This is a genomic window from Bradyrhizobium genomosp. III (assembly GCF_000261705.1).
Lineage (GTDB): Bacteria > Pseudomonadota > Alphaproteobacteria > Rhizobiales > Xanthobacteraceae > Bradyrhizobium > Bradyrhizobium ottawaense.
This window is the reverse complement of the sequence record NZ_AJQF01000336.1, coordinates 22,133-40,222: the sequence shown is the minus strand read 5'-3', so window position 1 is coordinate 40,222 and position 18,090 is coordinate 22,133. Positions and strand designations below refer to the sequence as shown.

Annotated in this window: 16 protein-coding genes; 10 read left to right on the top strand and 6 right to left on the bottom strand. The window is 64.3% G+C overall.

All coding sequences use genetic code 11. The features are described 5' to 3' along the window. Window positions 1-747 (bottom strand): OpgC domain-containing protein (locus IC66_RS0127200; RefSeq protein ID WP_162131344.1); only part of this gene is annotated, 747 nt, incomplete at its 3' end. Window positions 748-1,215: 468 nt separating this feature from the next. On the opposite strand from IC66_RS0127200, the gene IC66_RS47200 reads away from it, so the two are divergent. After that, window positions 1,216-1,470, top strand: a complete 255-nt coding sequence (locus IC66_RS47200) for a hypothetical protein (protein ID WP_028141563.1) — start codon at window positions 1,216-1,218, stop codon at window positions 1,468-1,470. A 101-nt stretch (window positions 1,471-1,571) separates the two neighbouring features. Here the strand turns inward: IC66_RS47200 and IC66_RS0127190 are convergent, their stop codons facing one another. Beyond that, the gene (locus IC66_RS0127190) at window positions 1,572-2,909 is read right to left on the bottom strand and encodes a S41 family peptidase (protein ID WP_028141562.1); all 1,338 of its coding nucleotides are present in this window, start codon (window positions 2,907-2,909) and stop codon (window positions 1,572-1,574) included. A 354-nt stretch (window positions 2,910-3,263) separates the two neighbouring features. On the opposite strand from IC66_RS0127190, the gene IC66_RS0127185 reads away from it, so the two are divergent. The 7 genes from IC66_RS0127185 (at window position 3,264) to IC66_RS0127150 (ending at window position 9,879) form a co-directional block, all read left to right on the top strand. Then, window positions 3,264-4,397 (top strand): alpha-hydroxy acid oxidase, encoded by a 1,134-nt coding sequence (locus IC66_RS0127185; RefSeq protein ID WP_038949788.1) that lies wholly within the window; start codon window positions 3,264-3,266, stop codon window positions 4,395-4,397. 14 nt (window positions 4,398-4,411) lie between these two features. Then, window positions 4,412-5,035, top strand: coding sequence for an HAD-IA family hydrolase (locus IC66_RS0127180; RefSeq protein WP_028141560.1), 624 nt, complete (start codon window positions 4,412-4,414; stop codon window positions 5,033-5,035). Between the two features lie 169 nt (window positions 5,036-5,204). Then, on the top strand, window positions 5,205-5,411 hold the full coding sequence (locus IC66_RS0127175; RefSeq protein WP_038971469.1) for a hypothetical protein: 207 nt from the start codon (window positions 5,205-5,207) through the stop codon (window positions 5,409-5,411). Between the two features lie 223 nt (window positions 5,412-5,634). Continuing rightward, on the top strand, window positions 5,635-6,846 hold the full coding sequence (locus IC66_RS0127165) for a molybdopterin molybdotransferase MoeA (protein ID WP_038949786.1): 1,212 nt from the start codon (window positions 5,635-5,637) through the stop codon (window positions 6,844-6,846). A gap of 176 nt (window positions 6,847-7,022) precedes the next feature. Continuing rightward, window positions 7,023-7,724 (top strand): transcriptional repressor LexA, encoded by a 702-nt coding sequence (gene lexA / locus IC66_RS0127160; protein WP_026202323.1) that lies wholly within the window; start codon window positions 7,023-7,025, stop codon window positions 7,722-7,724. Between the two features lie 562 nt (window positions 7,725-8,286). Further along, the gene (locus IC66_RS47195; protein WP_028141557.1) at window positions 8,287-8,721 is read left to right on the top strand and encodes a hypothetical protein; all 435 of its coding nucleotides are present in this window, start codon (window positions 8,287-8,289) and stop codon (window positions 8,719-8,721) included. Window positions 8,722-8,937: 216 nt separating this feature from the next. Next, window positions 8,938-9,879: a GAF domain-containing protein gene (locus tag IC66_RS0127150; RefSeq protein ID WP_028141556.1), complete on the top strand. Its 942-nt coding sequence runs from the start codon at window positions 8,938-8,940 to the stop codon at window positions 9,877-9,879. Between the two features lie 9 nt (window positions 9,880-9,888). On the opposite strand, the gene IC66_RS0127145 is transcribed toward IC66_RS0127150, so the two are convergent. The 4 genes from IC66_RS0127145 to IC66_RS0127130 form a co-directional block, all read right to left on the bottom strand. After that, window positions 9,889-12,165 carry a ComEC/Rec2 family competence protein gene (locus tag IC66_RS0127145; protein WP_038949785.1) on the bottom strand — a complete coding sequence of 759 codons (2,277 nt, stop codon included), beginning with the start codon at window positions 12,163-12,165 and terminating at the stop codon, window positions 9,889-9,891. Window positions 12,166-12,257: 92 nt separating this feature from the next. Next, window positions 12,258-12,491 (bottom strand): DUF2171 domain-containing protein, encoded by a 234-nt coding sequence (locus IC66_RS0127140; protein WP_015685840.1) that lies wholly within the window; start codon window positions 12,489-12,491, stop codon window positions 12,258-12,260. A 202-nt stretch (window positions 12,492-12,693) separates the two neighbouring features. Continuing rightward, window positions 12,694-13,080: an SgcJ/EcaC family oxidoreductase gene (locus IC66_RS0127135; RefSeq protein WP_028141536.1), complete on the bottom strand. Its 387-nt coding sequence runs from the start codon at window positions 13,078-13,080 to the stop codon at window positions 12,694-12,696. Window positions 13,081-13,087: 7 nt separating this feature from the next. After that, window positions 13,088-14,764, bottom strand: a complete 1,677-nt coding sequence (locus IC66_RS0127130; protein ID WP_028141535.1) for a glutamine--tRNA ligase/YqeY domain fusion protein — start codon at window positions 14,762-14,764, stop codon at window positions 13,088-13,090. Window positions 14,765-14,930: 166 nt separating this feature from the next. On the opposite strand from IC66_RS0127130, the gene gltX reads away from it, so the two are divergent. Together gltX and gltA are read left to right on the top strand one after the other, a co-directional pair. Further along, window positions 14,931-16,370 carry a glutamate--tRNA ligase gene (gltX, locus tag IC66_RS0127125; protein ID WP_028141534.1) on the top strand — a complete coding sequence of 480 codons (1,440 nt, stop codon included), beginning with the start codon at window positions 14,931-14,933 and terminating at the stop codon, window positions 16,368-16,370. A gap of 147 nt (window positions 16,371-16,517) precedes the next feature. Beyond that, entirely contained in the window at window positions 16,518-17,822 is a 1,305-nt protein-coding gene (gltA, locus tag IC66_RS0127120) for a citrate synthase (protein ID WP_038949784.1), read from the top strand. Window positions 17,823-18,090: the final 268 nt, after the last annotated feature.

Sequence of the window (18,090 nt, the reverse complement as noted above, 5' to 3'; positions counted from 1 at the left end):
GCCCGCCGCCCCTCCCAACGCCAGCCAGGCTCCGAATACGAAAAGCAATTGCCAGGCGAACGGATTGAAATACCAGACTCCGGCCGGATAGGACGGCAGATTCAATTCGTAATGTCGGGCGGCCAGATAGAGACCGAGCGAGCCGATCATCACTGCATTGCGCCATCGCAGCATGAACCAGAGCACGACGGGAAACGGGGCCATCAGCACGATGTAGAGCGGCAGAACGTCGAGATTGAGCGGCTTGAACTTGAGTATCAGGCCCTGCGAGAGCGTCTCGACGGGAAAGTTCATGAGCGGCGCGACGTTGAACTGATCCATCAGATGAAGATCGTCAAAGCTGTGCGCGATGTAGTGCACGGCCGTGAGATAGACCAGGAACAACAGCAGGTGAGCGACATAGAGCTGCCACACCCGCCGCAGCAGGCGGGTTGCGCCGATGACGAAGCCACGCTCCATCATCATCGAGCCGAATAAGAACGTCGCGGTGTAGCCGGAGATCAGCACGAACAGATCGGCGCCATCGCTGAATCCGTAATTGCGCGTGGTGAACCAGACCAGCGCCGAATTCGGAATGTGTCCGAGGAAGATCAGCCAATTCGCCAGGCCGCGAAACAGATCCAGTCGCACATCCCGCCGTGGCTTGACCAGCACCGACCTGATCGTGATCGTTTCCCATAACCGGCGGTGCAAGAGAAACGCAACTTGCAAGGGCCGACCGGGGGCGTGAATGGTCTCGTCAGTCAACGGTGCGTTCTCCATCTCCATCTCTGCGGTCAACTTTTGTAGGATCGCAACCGTGTCGCCGCTCATTCGCGCGGCACGCTAGGTTGCGTCATCGACGCAGGTTTGACGGACATCAAACCCGATCGGCGCACCAGCCAAATCTTTTTGTGATTCAAGCGCGTAATGAATCGAGGCGCCCGTCGTCCTCCACCGGAAGAGTCATCGGCCACGACATCTCTCGGCATGCTCGCGGGCTTTGCGCGCGACCTGCGATTTCTCGCAGCGGCGAGAATTTTTCTCTGTAAGAAGATCGACGTTTCTCGTCGCCTGCGGCAACACGGCGATCCGCGCAACGACGCTCGCGAGTGCGCGCGTCGACATTTGATCTTGCTCAACCTACACAATCAAGCTCCGGGTTTGGTTGCTGCTCGATCGAGCCACCGGGACTTGATTGACACCAACTCGACGAGATCAACAGGAGAAACCAGAATGAGTCACCGCAAGCTGATCGTCGCCGCCGCGATCATGTCGTTCGTTGCGTTGCCCGCCATGGCACAGACAAGCACGGCCGATGAGAAGAACGGCCATCACTACTCGGGCGGACCGAAGACCGAGGTCCCTCACCATATGGGCAAGAAAGAGAGCGACGGCGGGACGACCAGCGGATCTGGCGGCAGCCACCATTACGGCGGCGGACCGAAGACCGAAGTCCCGCATCACACGGGTCCGAAGAAGCAGCAATGACGATCGCGCAGTGATTCCGCCGCTCGCGAACGCCCAAAACGAATTCGCCCGGGAGCGGACATCCACTCCCGGGCGATATCGATCTCTGAAAGTCGAAGACCTTAGTTCGGCACCGCGGCCTTCGACGCGGGCTTGGCGGCCACCGCGTTGGCGGTGACGCCGTGCAGGAAGTCGTACGCGGCATGCAGGGCCTTGTCGTCCTCCTCCTTCGGCGGAACATAGGACTGCGATCCGGTCTGCTCGCCGCCCTCGCCGGCTGAGAGATGCCCGCGCATCTGGGACTCCGCCATGGTGTCCATGCGGCCCTTCAGCTCCGGCGGCACGTCCTGCAGGATCTCGATGTCGGGGGCGATGCCCTGGGCCTGGATCGAGCGGCCGGACGGCGTGTAGTAGCGCGCCGTGGTCAGCGCCAGCGCGCCATTGCCGGCACCGAGCGGAATGACCGTCTGCACCGAACCCTTGCCGAACGAGCGCGTGCCGATGATGGTCGCACGCTTGTGATCGTGCAGTGCGCCGGCCACGATCTCGGAAGCCGAGGCCGAGCCGCCATTAACCAGGACCACCAGCGGCTTGCCCTTGGTGAGGTCGCCGCCATGCGCGGTGAAGCGCTGGGTCTCTTCCGGACTGCGGCCGCGGGTCGAAACGACCTCGCCGCGCTGGAGGAAGGCGCTCGACACCGACACGGCCTGGTCGAGCAGACCGCCCGGATTGTTGCGCAGGTCCATCACATAGCCGGTGAGCTTCTCCTGCGGCACCTGCTTGGCGATCGCGGCGATCGCCTTCTTCAGGCCGTCGGTGGTCTGCTCGTTGAACGAGGTGACGCGGATATAACCGATGTCGCCGTTCTCGACGTGGAAGCGCACCGGGCGCACATGGATGATCTCGCGCGTGATCGCGACATCGAGCGGCGCGTCAGCGCCCTTGCGCACGATGGTGAGCTTGGTCTTGGTATCGACCGGGCCCTTCATCTTGTTGACGGCCTGCTCGAGCGTCATGCCCTGCACGGCCTCGCCGTCGATCTTGCTGATGAGGTCGCCGGACATCAGGCCGGCCTTCGAGGCGGGCGTATCGTCGATCGGGGAAACGACCTTGACGAGGCCGTCTTCCATGGTGACCTCGATGCCGAGGCCGCCGAACTCGCCGGAAGTGGTCTCCTGCATCTCGGTCCAGGCCTTCGCGTTCATGTAGCGCGAATGCGGATCGAGCGAGGTCACCATGCCCGTGATCGCGCCTTCGATCATCTTGGCGTTGTCGGGCTTCTCGACATAGCTCGCCTTGACGCGCTCGAACACCGTGCCGAACAGGTTGAGCTGGGAATAGGCATCGTCCGCGCTCGCTGCCGCCCGTGCCGCCCATACACCACCGTGCGGGCTGGCGACCAGAAGGGTGAGACACGCTCCGGTGAGCGCGCCCAGAGGGAACAGCAGGGTTTTCCGCATGGATGGGCTTGCCTTTTTGCTTGGCGGTTCGCTTGAGCTTGCTTGGGCTCGTCTCTCGAGACTTGGGAAGCACACTTGGGAGGCGCCATGCAATTGGCGATCCAGTCCACTTCTCACAATACCATTCTGGTTTCTTCAAGGCCGGGATGCACCGCCGACCGGTACACCGCAAAAATCGCTTCGTTCGGGCCTAAACTTTTGGCAACGTTGCAGGACTGGCCCGCCCCCAAAGGGACCTAAAGGGGGAATCGGTGCGTCCGTCCACGCCGCGCAGCCATGCCATTTTAGGATGGTTTTGGAGCGCTGGACGGGTTAGGCGATGACACAAGGCTTCAAATTCTCGGGAGGATAACAATGAACGAAGCACCCCGGATCCGGCCGGAACGGAACGTCGAGCTCGGCGCCAGCAACGAGCCGTTCCAGAACCTGCACGAGTTCATTCGGAAAGCGCGGGCCAACCTCAACCAGAACGCCTGGGACTACATCGTCGGCGCCGCCGAGACCGAAACCACGATGCGCCGCAACCGCATGGCGCTGGACGAGATCGCCTTCCGCCCGCGGGTGCTGCGCGACGTCCGAAAGGTCGACGGCTCGGTTCAGCAGTTCGACCGCAAAATGCGCCTGCCGGTGGTGCTCGCCCCCGTCGGCGCGCTCGAGATCTTCGACCCGGATGGCGCGGCGAGCGTCGCGCGCGCTGCCGGCACCTTCGGCGCGGCGCACATGCTGAGCTCGGTGTCCGAGCCAGGCCTGGAGCAGACCGCCGAAGCCGCACCCGATGCGCTGCGGCTCTATCAGCTCTATGTCCGCGGCGACGATGCCTTTGTCGCGGATGTCGTCAGCCGGGCCGAGAAGAACGCCTATGCCGGCTTCTGCCTGACCGTCGACACCGCCCATTACAGCCGTCGTGAGCGTGACATCGCCAAGCGCTACGTTCGCGAGAGCCGCCTGCGTGCCACCGGCGGCGATTTCCAGAAGGGCCTGGAGTGGCGGACCGTGAAGATGATCAAGGACAAGTTCAGGATTCCGCTGATCCTGAAGGGCATCGCCACCGCCGAGGACGCCCAGATCGCGGTCGATCACGGCGTCGAATGGATCTACGTCTCCAACCATGGCGGCCGCCAGCTCGACCATGGCCGCGGCGCCATGCATGTGCTGCCCGAGATCGTCGATGCCGTGAAGGGCCGCGCCAAGATCATGGTCGATGGCGGCATCTGTCGCGGCACCGACATCGTCAAGGCGATCGCGGCGGGCGCGGACATGGTCGGGATCGGCCGGCTGCAATGCTGGGCGCTGGCGGCGGCTGGCGAGGCCGGCGTCGCGCGGATGCTGGAGCTGCTGGAGGACGAGGTGCTGCGCTGCCTCGGCCTTTTGGGCGCCACGTCATTTGCCGAGGTCGACAAATCCTGCCTGCATCCGGCGACCGCCACCAACGCGCCGAGCGTGTTCAGCGCATTCCCGCTGTTCGACCACGATCCGTATCGATACTGAGTGAAAAGGACGCAATGACATCGCTCTCTCCCGGCAGCGCGGATGCGCTGCTGTTCGATCTCGGGCGCGTGGTGCTCGACATCGACTTCTCCAAGGCGATCGCCTGCTGGGCGGGACATGCCGGCTGCCAGCCCGAGGCCATCGTCGCGCGCTATGTGCGTGACGAGGCTTACCGGCTGCACGAGGTCGGCAAGATCAGCGACGAGGACTATTTCGCTTCGCTGCGTGCTTCGCTCGGCATCGGCATTTCGGACGCCCAGTTCCTGGAAGGCTGGAACGCGATCTTCGCCGGCGAGATGCCTGATATCGCCGAGCTGCTGCCGCGCGCGGCGAAACAGATGCCGCTCTATGCCTTCTCCAACACCAACCGGCCGCATGTTGACTATTTCTCGAAGGAATATGGCGAACTGCTCGGCCATTTCCGCGCGCTGTATCTGTCGTCCAGCATCGGCCTGCGCAAACCCGACGCGGAAGCCTTCGACCATGTCGTCGCCGCGATCGGCGTGCCCGCAGCACGTATCGTGTTCTTCGACGACCTCGCCGAGAACATCGAAGGCGCGCGGTCGCGCGGGCTGACGGCGGTGCATGTGACGTCGCCGCGCGACGTCGAGAACGCCTTGAAGGCATTGGGCATCTGACGATCTCCGCTCATCGGGAGGCGCCAACGTCGGGCAGCCTTCCCGGACCCAATTTTGCCCAAAATGAGGAACCAGAGCGCTTTGTGCATTTTTGTACGGAGTTCCGGGAACGGAATGGCCCCTTCCGGACTCTTGAGTCCGTTGGGACTTCTACACCGGACTTATGGACGTGCTGGGCAAAACCTATCTCACCAAGCAAGCCTCTCTCCTGCTTGAATTCGCAAGAACCACCTCGGATTCTGACCTTTCCGCCAAGCTGATCAGCAAGGCCGCCGACCTGAAATCCCAGGCCGATCCGCTGCCCGACAAGGATCAAGGGCCGAAGGCTCCCGACGTCGCGATGGACGACGGGCCGGACCGGCCGAGCGGGAGTTGAGCGATGCCGGCCGTGGCACTCGTCATTCTCGTCCTCGCCATCGCCACCCTCCTGCCGATCGGCCTCGTTCTCTGGATCATGCCACGCCAGGCCTGAGCCTGCCTTCGATCCAGGGCCGGAAAGCGGCAAGATAAATTGTGCCCGCATTTTTGCCTCTGCTCCCGCGCTCGGCTAGAAGACTGTCGGAACATTTCGTCCGAACGTGCCGAGCAGGAGTTTCGCCGTGGCCTTGATGCCGGTTTCCGACGCCCTTGCTGCGGTGCTGGCGGGTGCAGAGCCGCTGCCTGCAGAGATGGTTTCACTCGACGAAGCCTACCATCGCGTGCTCGCGCAGGACGTCGCTGCGCGGCGCACCCAACCGCCCCAGGCGATGTCGGCGATGGACGGCTACGCCGTGCGCGCGGCCGATGCGGCAACGATCGATTCCAGGCTGACGATGATCGGTGAGGTCGCAGCGGGCCGTCCGTTCACGGAAAGGGTCGGCGCCGGCGAAGCCGTGCGGATCTTCACCGGCGGCGTCGTTCCCGACGGCGCCGACGCAGTCGTGATCCAGGAGGACACGATCGCCGAGGGCAAGCACATAACGATCAAGGAAGCCGCGATCGTGGGTCGGCACATCCGCCCCGCCGGCGTTGATTTCCGCGAGGGTGACGTCCTCCTGCGCAAGGGAACCCGTCTGACAGAGCGCGATCTCGCCCTCGCCGCTGGAATGAATCACCCGCAACTCGCCGTCTGCCGTCGTCCGAAGGTCGCGATCCTCGCCACCGGCGATGAACTGGTGATGCCGGGCTCGACGCCCGGGCACGGCCAGATCGTCTATTCCAACGGCTATGCCCTGCACGCGCTCGCCCGCAGCGAGGGCGCCGAGACCATCGACCTCGGTGTTGCCGCCGATACGCTGGAGGCCACCACCGCCGGCATCCGCCGCGCGCGCGAAAGCGGCGCCGACGTCCTGGTCACGACCGGGGGCGCATCGGTCGGCGACCACGATCTGGTCCAGCAGGCGCTGAAGGACGAAGGCATCGCGTTGGCGTTCTGGAAGATCGCGATGCGGCCCGGCAAGCCGATGATGCACGGACGCTTAGGGACGATGGGCGTCATTGGCCTGCCCGGCAATCCCGTGTCGTCCTACGTGTGCGCCTTCCTGTTCATGGTGCCGTTGATTCGCGCGCTGTCGGGCCGTTCGGTGATTCATCACCATCGCGAGCGCGCCGTGCTGGGCCGCGATCTCGGCGCCAATGACCAGCGCGAGGATTATCTGCGCGCGCGCCTGGAGCCGCGCGACGACGGCACGCTCGTCGCCCTTCCCGTCAGCCATCAAGACTCCTCTCTGCTTGCGAATCTTGCTGCAGCACAGGTACTTCTCGTGCGCGCACCGTTTGCGCCAAAGGCCGAGGCCGGCAGCCCCTGCGAAGTGCTGCGGCTCCCCGTCTGAACTGCGCGGCCACACGCATTCCGCGAGTTTCGCTCTGTTCACGGTAAATTAAGCAGTTGCGGAACATGTATCGAACATATAGTGTCCGTTCATGATTTGTTTCGAGGATGTAGCGGCTTATCGCTGAACTCATCGTCTCGGAATCGAACGACATCAACCGGGGGACTTTGGTCGAGATGTTAACGCGCAAACAATACGAGCTTCTGCGGTTCATCAGCGAACGCTTGAAGGAAAGCGGCGTGCCGCCGTCCTTCGACGAGATGAAGGATGCGCTCGACCTGCGCTCGAAGTCAGGCATCCACCGCCTGATCACCGCACTCGAGGAGCGCGGCTTCATCCGCCGGCTGCCCAACCGCGCCCGGGCCATCGAAGTGATCAAGCTGCCGGAGCTCCAAGCTGCCGCCGGCAACCGACGCGGCTTCACGCCAAGCGTCATCGAGGGCAATCTCGGCAAGCTACGCGCGAGCTCCAGCCCGTCCGCGGACGAGGGCGAGCGGCCCGTTGCGGTGCCCGTGATGGGCCGCATCGCGGCCGGCACCCCCATCGAGGCGTTGCAGACCCGCAGCCACACCATCAGCGTGCCGCCGGACATGCTCGGCTCCGGCGAGCATTACGCGCTCGAAGTGCGCGGCGATTCCATGGTCGAGGCCGGCATCCTCGACGGCGACATGGCGCTGATCCAGCGCAACGAGAGCGCCGATACCGGCGACATCGTGGTGGCGCTGATCGACGACGAGGAAGCCACGCTCAAGCGCTTCCGCCGCCGCGGCGCCTCGATCGCGCTGGAGCCCGCCAATGCCGCTTACGAGGTGCGCATCCTGCCGCCGAACCGCGTGAAGATTCAGGGCAAGCTGATCGGGCTTTACCGCAAGTACTGATACCGGAGTCTTCAGCGCCTCGCGCGCGCCTTCGGTCGGCATCGCCGATCAGAGATTGGAGCGGATGATGGTCCGCTCCGGCTGGATAGTCTTTCTGGTTCTGCACAGATTGTCCGGCCCCTCCCCCTTTTCGCGACATCCTCGGCAGGCCGCGGGAAGCAACATCGCTTCGCGGCCTTTCGAGTTCGAGGGGGACAGCCCAAATGCGCCGGATCGTTTGAGCGCAGCCGCAGCAACGCTGGTCGCATCATCATGTCGGCTAGGACACGGCCGTGATCCAGAAAATCCGCAACGACCGCAATGCAGCGCGCACGCAGCCGAGCTGACGATACTCGGGCTGGCTGGTTTCGCCGGTCGTTGACGCGCGCCTGCCAAATGCACGGAAGCCGACTTTGTTCCTATCGAATTCGGAAAAGATGGAAAAGATAATGTGATCGGGGCTCGCGGATCCCAGCCGCAGATTTGCCTACAACCAAGCAGACCGTCACGTGCTTCCACTCTGGTAGGGGCCTGCGCCTCCAAAAGGGGTGCGGGTCGCTATCTCTGCATAGAGGAGCACCCGATGTGTGACTACAGCCTGCATGCCGTCGCGACGCGCCCCGCAGAAGTCGGCGAGACGATCGTCACGACAACATTCCGCGGCACCTCGACGCGCGGCTTCGCCTCCGAAGCCGATCTCTCCGTCGCGGTCTGCCTGCTGCCGGGAACGGAGCTCGCCTTCGCCGATAACGTCCGTTACGACAACCGCTGGATCTGGACGCGCACCGTCAACTCCCGCGTCGGCAAGTTCGGCAAGATCGATCCGCACATTCCCGATCGCCATCATGATGCGATCGAATTCCCGGACGGCAAATCCGTGCTGGTGACGCAGCTCGTCGAGGGCCAGCGCGCAACCGTGCTGCAACTGCCGGTGACCCAGCCGATCGGCGAGCGCGAGCACAAGCCGCAGATCATCGCCGACAGTCGCCCGACGGTCACGCGACTGCCGATCGGCTGACGCCCTCCGGCCCGGCGGGTCCGGGGCCAGGATTGAAATGCCGTCGCCGGCCGATGCCGGCGAGCCCGGTGGGTTTGTGTTTCACGAAATTCGATCGGCGAGCGCCGCCGCACCTCGTCGCCGCACGAAGTTTGGGCCGTCCTGCCTGAATTTTGAACCTCCGCTCCGCAGCCAAATGACCGATGCTGTCGTGGTTTGAGGCGGCGGACACGCTCGATGAAAACCTTTATTCGCGTTGTTGAACTCTGGGTGCCTGACCGGACGCGCATGCGGCTGGAATTCGGCGGCGGCCTTTACGATGAAGGGCTGTCCGCGTTCAAGGCCGTCAGCGAAGAGCTGCACTTCGGATATGACGAGGGGCTTCCAGGCAAGACCTGGGCCTGCGGCCATCCCGTCATCCTCACGAAATTCGCCAACTCCTATTTCAAGCGGACCGATCAGGCCGTCGCCGCCGGCCTCACCTGCGGCGTGGCGGTGCCGGTGTTTGCAGGCGAATTTCTGCAAGCCGTGATGGTGCTGTTCTGCGGCGACGACGAGGCGCATGTCGGCGCGATCGAACTCTGGCACAACGATCCTGATCTCTCCCACGAGATGGGCCTCGTCGACGGCTATTACGGCGCGGCGGACATGTTCGAATTCAACTCGCGCCACACTAAATTTCCTCGCGGCTTCGGACTTCCCGGACGCACCTGGAAGGCGGGCCTGCCGCTGATCATCAAGGACCTGCACGACGCCAAGAGCTTCCTGCGCTGGGAGGACGCAGCCAAGGTCGGGATCAATCTGGGTGTCGGCGTGCCCTACCGAACCGGCACCGACCAAACCTGGGTCCTGACTTTCCTCTCCGCGCAGGCAACGCCGATTGCGCGACGCTTCGAGATCTGGGTCCCGAACGAGGCCCGTTCGGCGCTGGTCTTTCGCGCCGGCGATTGCAGCGCGCAGACCGACCTTGCCGCCCGCTATGCCGCCAATTCCATTGCCAGAGGCGAAGGCAGCATCGGCGGCGCCTGGGCCGCCGGCATGCCCGCGCTCAACGACGATCTCACTCATGACGGCTCGATCGCGGGCTCTGAGGCCTGCGCAGCCGGGCTGAGCCGAATGGTGGCCCTGCCGGTCATCGGCAAGGCAAAGCTCGAAGCCGTGCTGGCCTGGTATCTGTAATCGATGGCGTCAATCGTCGGCCTGCAAGTCGGTCTCCGATGGCGTTGCGTCGCGGCTGCGGGGAGCCGCCTTCTGCGCAAGGCTGCCGTCGAAGTCACCTTCGCCCGCACCGGCCGGTAACCACGGGCGGTTCGTGCCTCTTGCCCTCACCGCCTGAACCGAAAAGCCGTCGCCACGCTGGGTCAATGCCAGCGCGCCCTGGCGAGCGAGCCGCTGCCGATCCACCACCATCGCCGCACAATCGTGCGGCGCGGGCCTCGACGTCACCACCAGTGCAGCCCGGTTGCAATCGTCCGCCAACGCGTCGATGCGCGAGGCCAGCGCGACCAGCCGTCCGTCTGCGAGCGGCGTTACGCAGCCCGACTCGTCGCACGATATGCCGCTCGCCAGCGCGCTACTGCCGGCATCGCGCGGATCGGCGTCGGCAGCCAACCACTCCCTCAGCACGAAATTGTCCTTGCCTGCCCTGATCAGATGCAAACGCCCGTCCCCGCCCCGCACCGCGACGCTCGCGCCGTCCCCGGCAATCAGGATATCGGGCTGCCGCACCGACAGCCCCCAGCCGATGGAAACCAGCAGCACGACGGCACCGCCCCAGCGCAACGGCGTGCGCAACAGGCCCATCACGATGACCCCCAGGCTCGCTGCGATCAGCGGCGCGATGCCGAACGCCGGGATGCGGCCGACCGCGCCCGGCAATGCCGCCACCCAGCGCGAGACCGTGACCATCCAGTCGATGCCGATCCCCATCAGCCACCAGAACACGCCGTCGAGCCCGAACGGCGCTGCGAGCAATCCCAGCAGCCCCGCCGGCATCACCAGCGCCGAGACCACCGGCATCGCACCGAGATTGGCGAGCACGCCGTAGGGCGTGACGCGGTGGAAGTGGAAGGCGGCGTAGGGCGTGGTCGCAAGCCCGGCGATCAGCGAGGCCAGGAATAGCATCGCGATCTCGCGGCCGCCCCACATCGCGACGCGCGCGGTCGCCGAATGATCGGGTGAGGCAAACAGGTTCGGCATGCCGATCTGTACCAGCGCGACGAGACCGAGCGTCGCGGCAAAGGACATCTGGAAACTCGGATGCACAAGCGCTTCCGGCGCGACCGCGAGCACGATCAGCGCCGCCACCGCGAGCGTACGGAAGGTGATGGCGCGGCGATCGACCATCACGGCGATCAGCACCACCGCCGTCATGAAGAACGAACGTTGCGTCGCGACCTCCGCGCCAGACAAGAGCAGATAGAACGCAGCCGCCACCAGCGCTGCGGCCGCCGACCATTTCTTGATGGCAAAGCCGGCCGCCAGTCCCGGGATCAAGGCCAGCAGTGCGCGCACCGCGAAGAAGACGACGCCGGCGACGACCGCCATGTGATAGCCGGAGATCGACAACACATGGCCGAGCCCCGAGATGAACATCGCGTCGTTGACCGGCGTGGAAATCGCATCGCGCCGCCCGGTGAGCAGCGCTGTCGCGATCGCGCGGTTGTCGCCCTCGAGCGTGGCGCGGATGCGGGCGTCGATCGCATCGCGCAGGCCCTGCATGAAGGCGCCATAACGCAGCCGCAGGCCGCCGGCATCGGGCGGGACTGAAGCCGTGATCGCGCCCATCACGAAGCCGGAGGCGCCGATGCCCTGAAAGAACATGTCGCGCGAAAAATCGTAGCTGCCGGGGCGCACCGGCGAGAGCGGCGGCATCAGCCGCGCCTTGAGCTGCACGAAGCTGCCGACCTCGGGCGCAGTGCCCTTGCGCACCGACAGGCGGACGCGTTCCAGCTTGACCTCGCTGCGCTGCGCCTCCATGGCCGTGACGCGCAGCACGAAACGATCGGTTCGCTCGCGGATATCGCGGGCCTCGACGAAACCCGACAGCGACACTGAATAGAGCGGCTTGGCCAGCACGGGGTGGGCGATGCGCGCCGTCTTCCAGGTTGCCACGGCAAAGCCGGAAGCGACCGCCGCAATCATGATCGCAGGCGCAAACAGCCGGCTCCGCCGCAACAGCACCGCGCCAAACGTGAGCGCGATCGCCGTCGCAGCAACGACCCACAGCACCGGCTCATGATCGGCGGCAAAATAGAGTGCGATGCCACCGCCAAAGGCGACAGGCACCCACGGCAACAGTCGCCCGGCGCCGGCCTCCGCGCGGGCCCATTCACGCAGCGTCTCGACGATTCCCGACCAGGCGCCAAAGCCCGCCGGCACCAAGCCGCCCGCCTGCGCAGCACGACCGACCGGCCACGTCCCGGCTATACCCTGGGACCGTGCTGGCCGGCCCGGCTCCGCCATCCCTGCACCCTACGCGACGCGATTGTCGCCAAGGCTACCGGAACGTGCGGCCGCGCGAATAGCGGTACAAATCGAGAACGAAGGGACTCCCCCTACTTTTCCTCTTCCATCGTCACGGCGACATCCGCCTTGGCCGACAGCCGCACCTTGTTACCCTCGACACCGGCGACGAGGCCCTTGTCGATGAAATGATGGTGGCCCTTGTGGCTGCCCTCGCCGCTGTCCTTCTTGGTCAGCTTGATGCGATTGCCTTCGACCTTGTCGACCGTGCCGACATGAACGCCGTCGGCGCCGATGACTTCCATATGCTCTGCAATGTTCTGCATGGTGGGATCCTTGGTTGGAGCCACCTCAACGCGCGGAGAGAGCTTCGGTTCGTATTCTGCTGCCATTCCGGGGCGCGCCACTTGGCGCGAGCTATGATGCGCAATTGCGCATCGGAGAATCCATAACCACAAGCTGGGGTTATGGATTCCGGGCCTGGCCCTTCGGGCCATCCCGGAATGACAAACTGATGAAGAGCGCCAATCAGATCAGCGGCGCCTTCGCCGAAGCGTGGTGATTGACGATCTTCCAGTCGCCGTCCTCGCGGACGATGACCCAGCTCATCTTGACGACGAGATCAGGGCGCTCGCCGGCGAGGTCGAACGAGATGGTCGCGGCCATGTTGATCAGATCGGGGCCGGCCTGCGCTGCGTTCACGTCGGAGAATACGGCGCTCGGCTTGCGCCAGCGCGGCAGGCCGTTGAAGTAATCGGCAACACCGTCCCTGCCCCGATAGAGTTTCGGGTTCGAACCGAAGAAGAACGCGTTTTTCGCATAGAGCGACGAGAGCGCGGCGGCGTCGAGCGTCGCGAAGCCGGCGCACCATTTCGCGATGATGGCGGAAACGATGGCGTCGGCTTCGTTGCTCATATGCGCATCACCCTTTTGCGACTTCCTTCGCGAAGGTGTCGCGCAGGCCGATGGTGCGGGAGAACACCGGCTTGCCCGGCGTCGAGTCCTTGTCGCGGACGAAATAGCCCTGCCGCTCGAACTGCATCGGCTCGGTCGAATTGCTCGCTGCGACCGATGCCTCGATCCGAGCGTCGCTGAGGATCTCCAGCGAGTTCGGATTGAGATCGGCCGCGAAGTTTTGGGCGTCCGGGCTCGGATTGGCGAACAGCTGGTTGTAGATGCGGATCTCCGCGGGCACCGACGCCGCCGCCGGCAGCCAATGCATCGTCGCCTTGACCTTGCGGCCGTCGGGCGCGTTGCCGCCCTTGGTCGCGGGATCATAGGTGCAGCGCAGCTCCACCACCTCGCCCTTGTCGTTCTTGATCACGCCGGTGCACTTGACGAAATAGGCGTAGCGCAGTCGCACCTCGTTGCCCGGCGACAGGCGGAAGAACTTCTTCGGCGGGTTCTCCATGAAGTCGTCCTGCTCGATATAGAGCTCGCGGCCGAACGTGATCTTGCGCGTGCCGGCGGACGGGTCATCCGGATGGTTGATCGCCTCGAGCTCCTCGGTCTGCCCTTCCGGATAGTTCTCGATCACCACCTTGAGCGGCCGCAGCACGCCCATGCGTCGCTGCGACGTGCGGTTCAGCTCCTCGCGGATGCAGAACTCGAGCATGCCGACGTCGACCACGCTGTTGGCCTTGGCGACGCCGATGCGCTTGACGAATTCACGCAGCGCGGCCGGCGGCACGCCGCGGCGGCGCATCCCCGCCATGGTCGGCATCCGCGGATCGTCCCAGCCCGCGACATGGCCGTCGCGGACGAGCTGGGTCAGCACGCGCTTGGACAGCAGCGTATAGGTCAGGTTGAGCCGCGCGAATTCATACTGGTGCGGCTGCGACGGCACCGGCAGTTTTTCGATGAACCAGTCGTAGAGCGGCCGGTGGTCCTCGAACTCCAGCGTGCAGATCGAATGCGTGATGCCCTCGATCGCGTCCGACTGGCCGTGGGCATAATCGTAGCTCGGATAGATGTGCCACTTGGTGCCGGTGCGCGGATGATGCGCATGCAGGATGCGGTACAGCACGGGATCGCGCAGATTGATGTTGCCGGCTGCCATATCGATCTTGGCCCGCAGCACCCGCGTGCCGTTCGGGAATTCACCGGCCTTCATGCGGCGGAACAGGCCGAGGTTTTCGTCCACACTGCGGTCGCGGAACGGCGAGTTCTTGCCGGGCTCGGTCAGCGTGCCGCGCGAGAGGCGGATCTCCTCCTGGGTCTGGTCGTCGACATAAGCGAGGCCGTCGCGGATCAGCTGCTCCGCCCATTCGTACAGGCGGTCAAAATAGTCCGAAGCAAAGAACAGGTTCTTGCCCCAGTCGAAGCCGAGCCAGCGCACGTCGGCCTGGATGGAATCGATATATTCCTGCTCTTCCTTGACCGGGTTGGTGTCGTCGAAACGCAGATGGCAGCGGCCCGGAAACTCCTGGGCGATGCCGAAATTCAGCGCGATCGACTTGGCATGACCGATATGCAGATAGCCGTTCGGCTCCGGCGGGAACCGGGTCACGATCTCCCTGTATTTGCCCTGGTCGAGGTCGGCCTGGACGATGTCACGAATGAAATCGCGCCCAACCTCAGCTGCCACCGGTTCTGTCATTACGAAAATCCTGTCGGGAAATCAGCGGTTCTTCTGCCAAATTCGGGAGGCTGAGCCAAGAGCTTAAGCAGGCCTCAAGCGGGGCCTGGCAGGTCCGCCGGCGGGCTTTGTTTATGTCCCGTTCCTGCTATACACCACCGCCTCCAAAGCATAGGCCCTGCCAAGAATGACCAATTCCGTCGTCACGCGCTTCGCTCCCTCGCCGACCGGCTTCCTCCATATCGGGGGCGCCCGCACCGCGCTGTTCAACTGGCTGTATGCGAAGAAGCACGGCGGCAAGATGCTGCTCCGGATCGAGGACACCGACCGGGAGCGCTCCACGGAGGCGGCGATCGGCGCCATTCTCGACGGTCTGAAATGGCTGGAGCTCGGCTGGGACGGCGAGGTCACCTACCAGTTCAGCCGTGCCGCGCGCCACCGCGAGGTCGCCGAGCAGCTGCTCGCCGACGGCAAGGCCTATCGCTGCTACGCGACCGCAGAGGAACTCGCCGCCATGCGCGAGAAGGCGCGCGCGGAAGGGCGCACCCGCCTCTATGACGGGATGTGGCGCGATCGCGATCCCGCGACAGCCCCGTCCAACGTCAAGCCGACGATCCGCCTGCGCGCGCCGCAGACCGGCGAGACCGTGATCGAGGACCAGGTCCAGGGCCGCGTGGTCTGGCAGAACGAGAACCTCGACGACCTCGTGCTCTTGCGCGGCGATGGCAACCCGACCTACATGCTCGCCGTGGTGGTCGACGACCACGACATGGGCGTCACCCATGTGATCCGCGGCGACGATCATCTGATCAACGCCGCGCGCCAGAAGCAGATCTACGATGCGATGGGATGGGCTCTGCCGAGCATGTCCCACATTCCGCTGATCCACGGCCCGGACGGCTCGAAGCTCTCCAAGCGTCACGGCGCGCTCGGCGTCGATGCCTACCGCGCCATGGGATATTTGCCGGCCGCGCTACGCAATTACCTCGTCCGGCTCGGCTGGAGCCATGGCGACCAGGAGATCTTCTCGACCGAGGAGATGATCGCGGCGTTTGACCTCGCCAGCGTCGGCCGCGCCGCTGCCCGCTTCGATTTCGCCAAGCTGGAAAACCTCAACGGCCACTACATCCGCCACGCCGACGATCAATCACTCGTGAAGATGTTCGAGGACGTGCTCGACCATCTCGTGCCCGCACGCGACGAGATTAAGGCCAAATTAAACGACACTACGCGCGCCCAGCTTCTCAAGGCCATGCCGGCCCTGAAGGAGCGCGCCAAGACGCTGATCGAGCTGATCGACAGCGCCTATTTCATCTTCGCCGACCGGCCGCTGGAGCTCGATCCCAAGGCACAAGCGCTGCTGACGCCAGAGAACCGCAAGCTGATCGGCCAGCTTCATTCCGCGTTGGAGAAAGTCGAGATATGGAGCGGCGCCACCACCGAAGCCGCGCTACGCGCTTTTGCCGAGGAAAATAGTCTCAAGCTCGGCGCGGTCGCCCAACCCTTGCGGGCCGCGCTGACCGGGCGGACGACGTCGCCTGGTATATTTGAGGTTTTGGACGTCCTGGGACGCCAGGAAAGCCTCGGCCGGCTTGAGGATCAGTCCAAGGACCAGACTAAGACGTAAGTCGAGCATGCGTGCGGTGATCTTGCAGCGCACACAGCAATAATATACCCATCTCCCCCGTACCTTCTGGAACATCCGGCCTGCCCCATCATCTCGCAAAGGGGGCCTCCGGCTCCGGCCCGCTTCACATTTCATCGGGGACCTACGATGGACGCAAAACCGAGCAATAAGACCGCTACGCTGACGGTCGGAAACAAGAACTACGATCTCCCGATCCACAGCGGCAGCGTCGGGCCTGATGTCGTCGATATCGGCAAGCTCTACGGCCAGTCCGGCCTGTTCACCTACGATCCCGGCTTCACCCCCACCGCGAGCTGCCAGTCGAAGATCACCTATATCGACGGCGACGCGGGCGTGCTGGAATACCGCGGCTACCCGATCGAGCAGCTCGCCGAGAACGGCGACTTCCTCGAGACCTGCTATCTCCTGCTGTTTGGGGATCTGCCGACCGCCGCGCAGAAGAAGGATTTCGACGACCGCGTGACCCATCACACGATGGTGCACGAGCAGATGGCCCGCTTCTTCCAGGGCTTCCGCCGCGACGCGCATCCGATGGCGATCATGGTGGCTGCGGTCGGCGCGCTCGCCGCGTTTTATCACGACTCCACCGACATCAACGATCCGAAGCAGCGCATGATCGCTTCCATGCGCATGATCGCGAAGATCCCGACGCTGGCGGCGATGGCCTACAAGTACACGGTCGGCCAGCCCTTCGTGTACCCGAAGAACTCGCTCAAGTTCGCCGAGAACTTCCTGCACATGTGCTTCGCCGTGCCGTGCGAGGACTACAAGATCAACCCGGTGCTCGCTGACGCGCTGGACAAGATCTTCATCCTGCATGCCGACCACGAGCAGAACGCCTCGACCTCGACGGTGCGCATCGCCGGCTCCTCCGGCGCCAACCCGTTCGCCTGCATCGCCGCCGGCATCGCCTGCCTGTGGGGTCCGGCGCATGGCGGCGCCAACGAAGCAGCCCTCGCGATGCTCGCCGAGATCGGCTCCGTGGACAAGATTCCCGAATTCATCGCCAAGGTGAAGGACAAGAACTCCGAAGTCCGCCTGATGGGCTTTGGTCATCGCGTCTACAAGAACTACGATCCGCGCGCCAAGATCATGCAGAAGATGTGTCACGCCGTGCTCAAGGAGACCGGCCATGGCGACGATCCGATGCTGAAGGTGGCGCTCGAGCTCGAGAAGATCGCGCTCAGCGACCAGTACTTCATCGACCGCAAGCTCTACCCGAACGTCGACTTCTATTCGGGCATCACGCTGAAGGCGATGGGCTTCCCGGTCTCGATGTTCACCGTGCTGTTCGCGGTCGCCCGCACCGTCGGCTGGATCAGCCAGTGGAGCGAGATGATCGAGGACCCGCAGCAGAAGATCGGCCGTCCGCGCCAGCTCTACACCGGCGTCACCCGCCGCGACTACGTCGCGATCAAGGATCGCAAGTAAGCTCCAAGCCGATACGGCTTTCGAAGCGGCGCCATCGCAAGATGGCGCCGTTTTTGTTTATGGAGGTGCCGTAGGGTGCGCAAGCGCAGCGTGCCCACCACCTCTCCGCAACAGATACGACGTCGTGGGCACGCTTCGCTTTGCCCACCCTACGAGACCAATCGGGCCGTGACACGCTTGCTGCCGCGCACAACAACAAAGTCCACGCCTGCGGCCGCAAACGCCTTGACAGTCAGAGCGCTCCGCGCGCAAATTCTTACACTAAGTA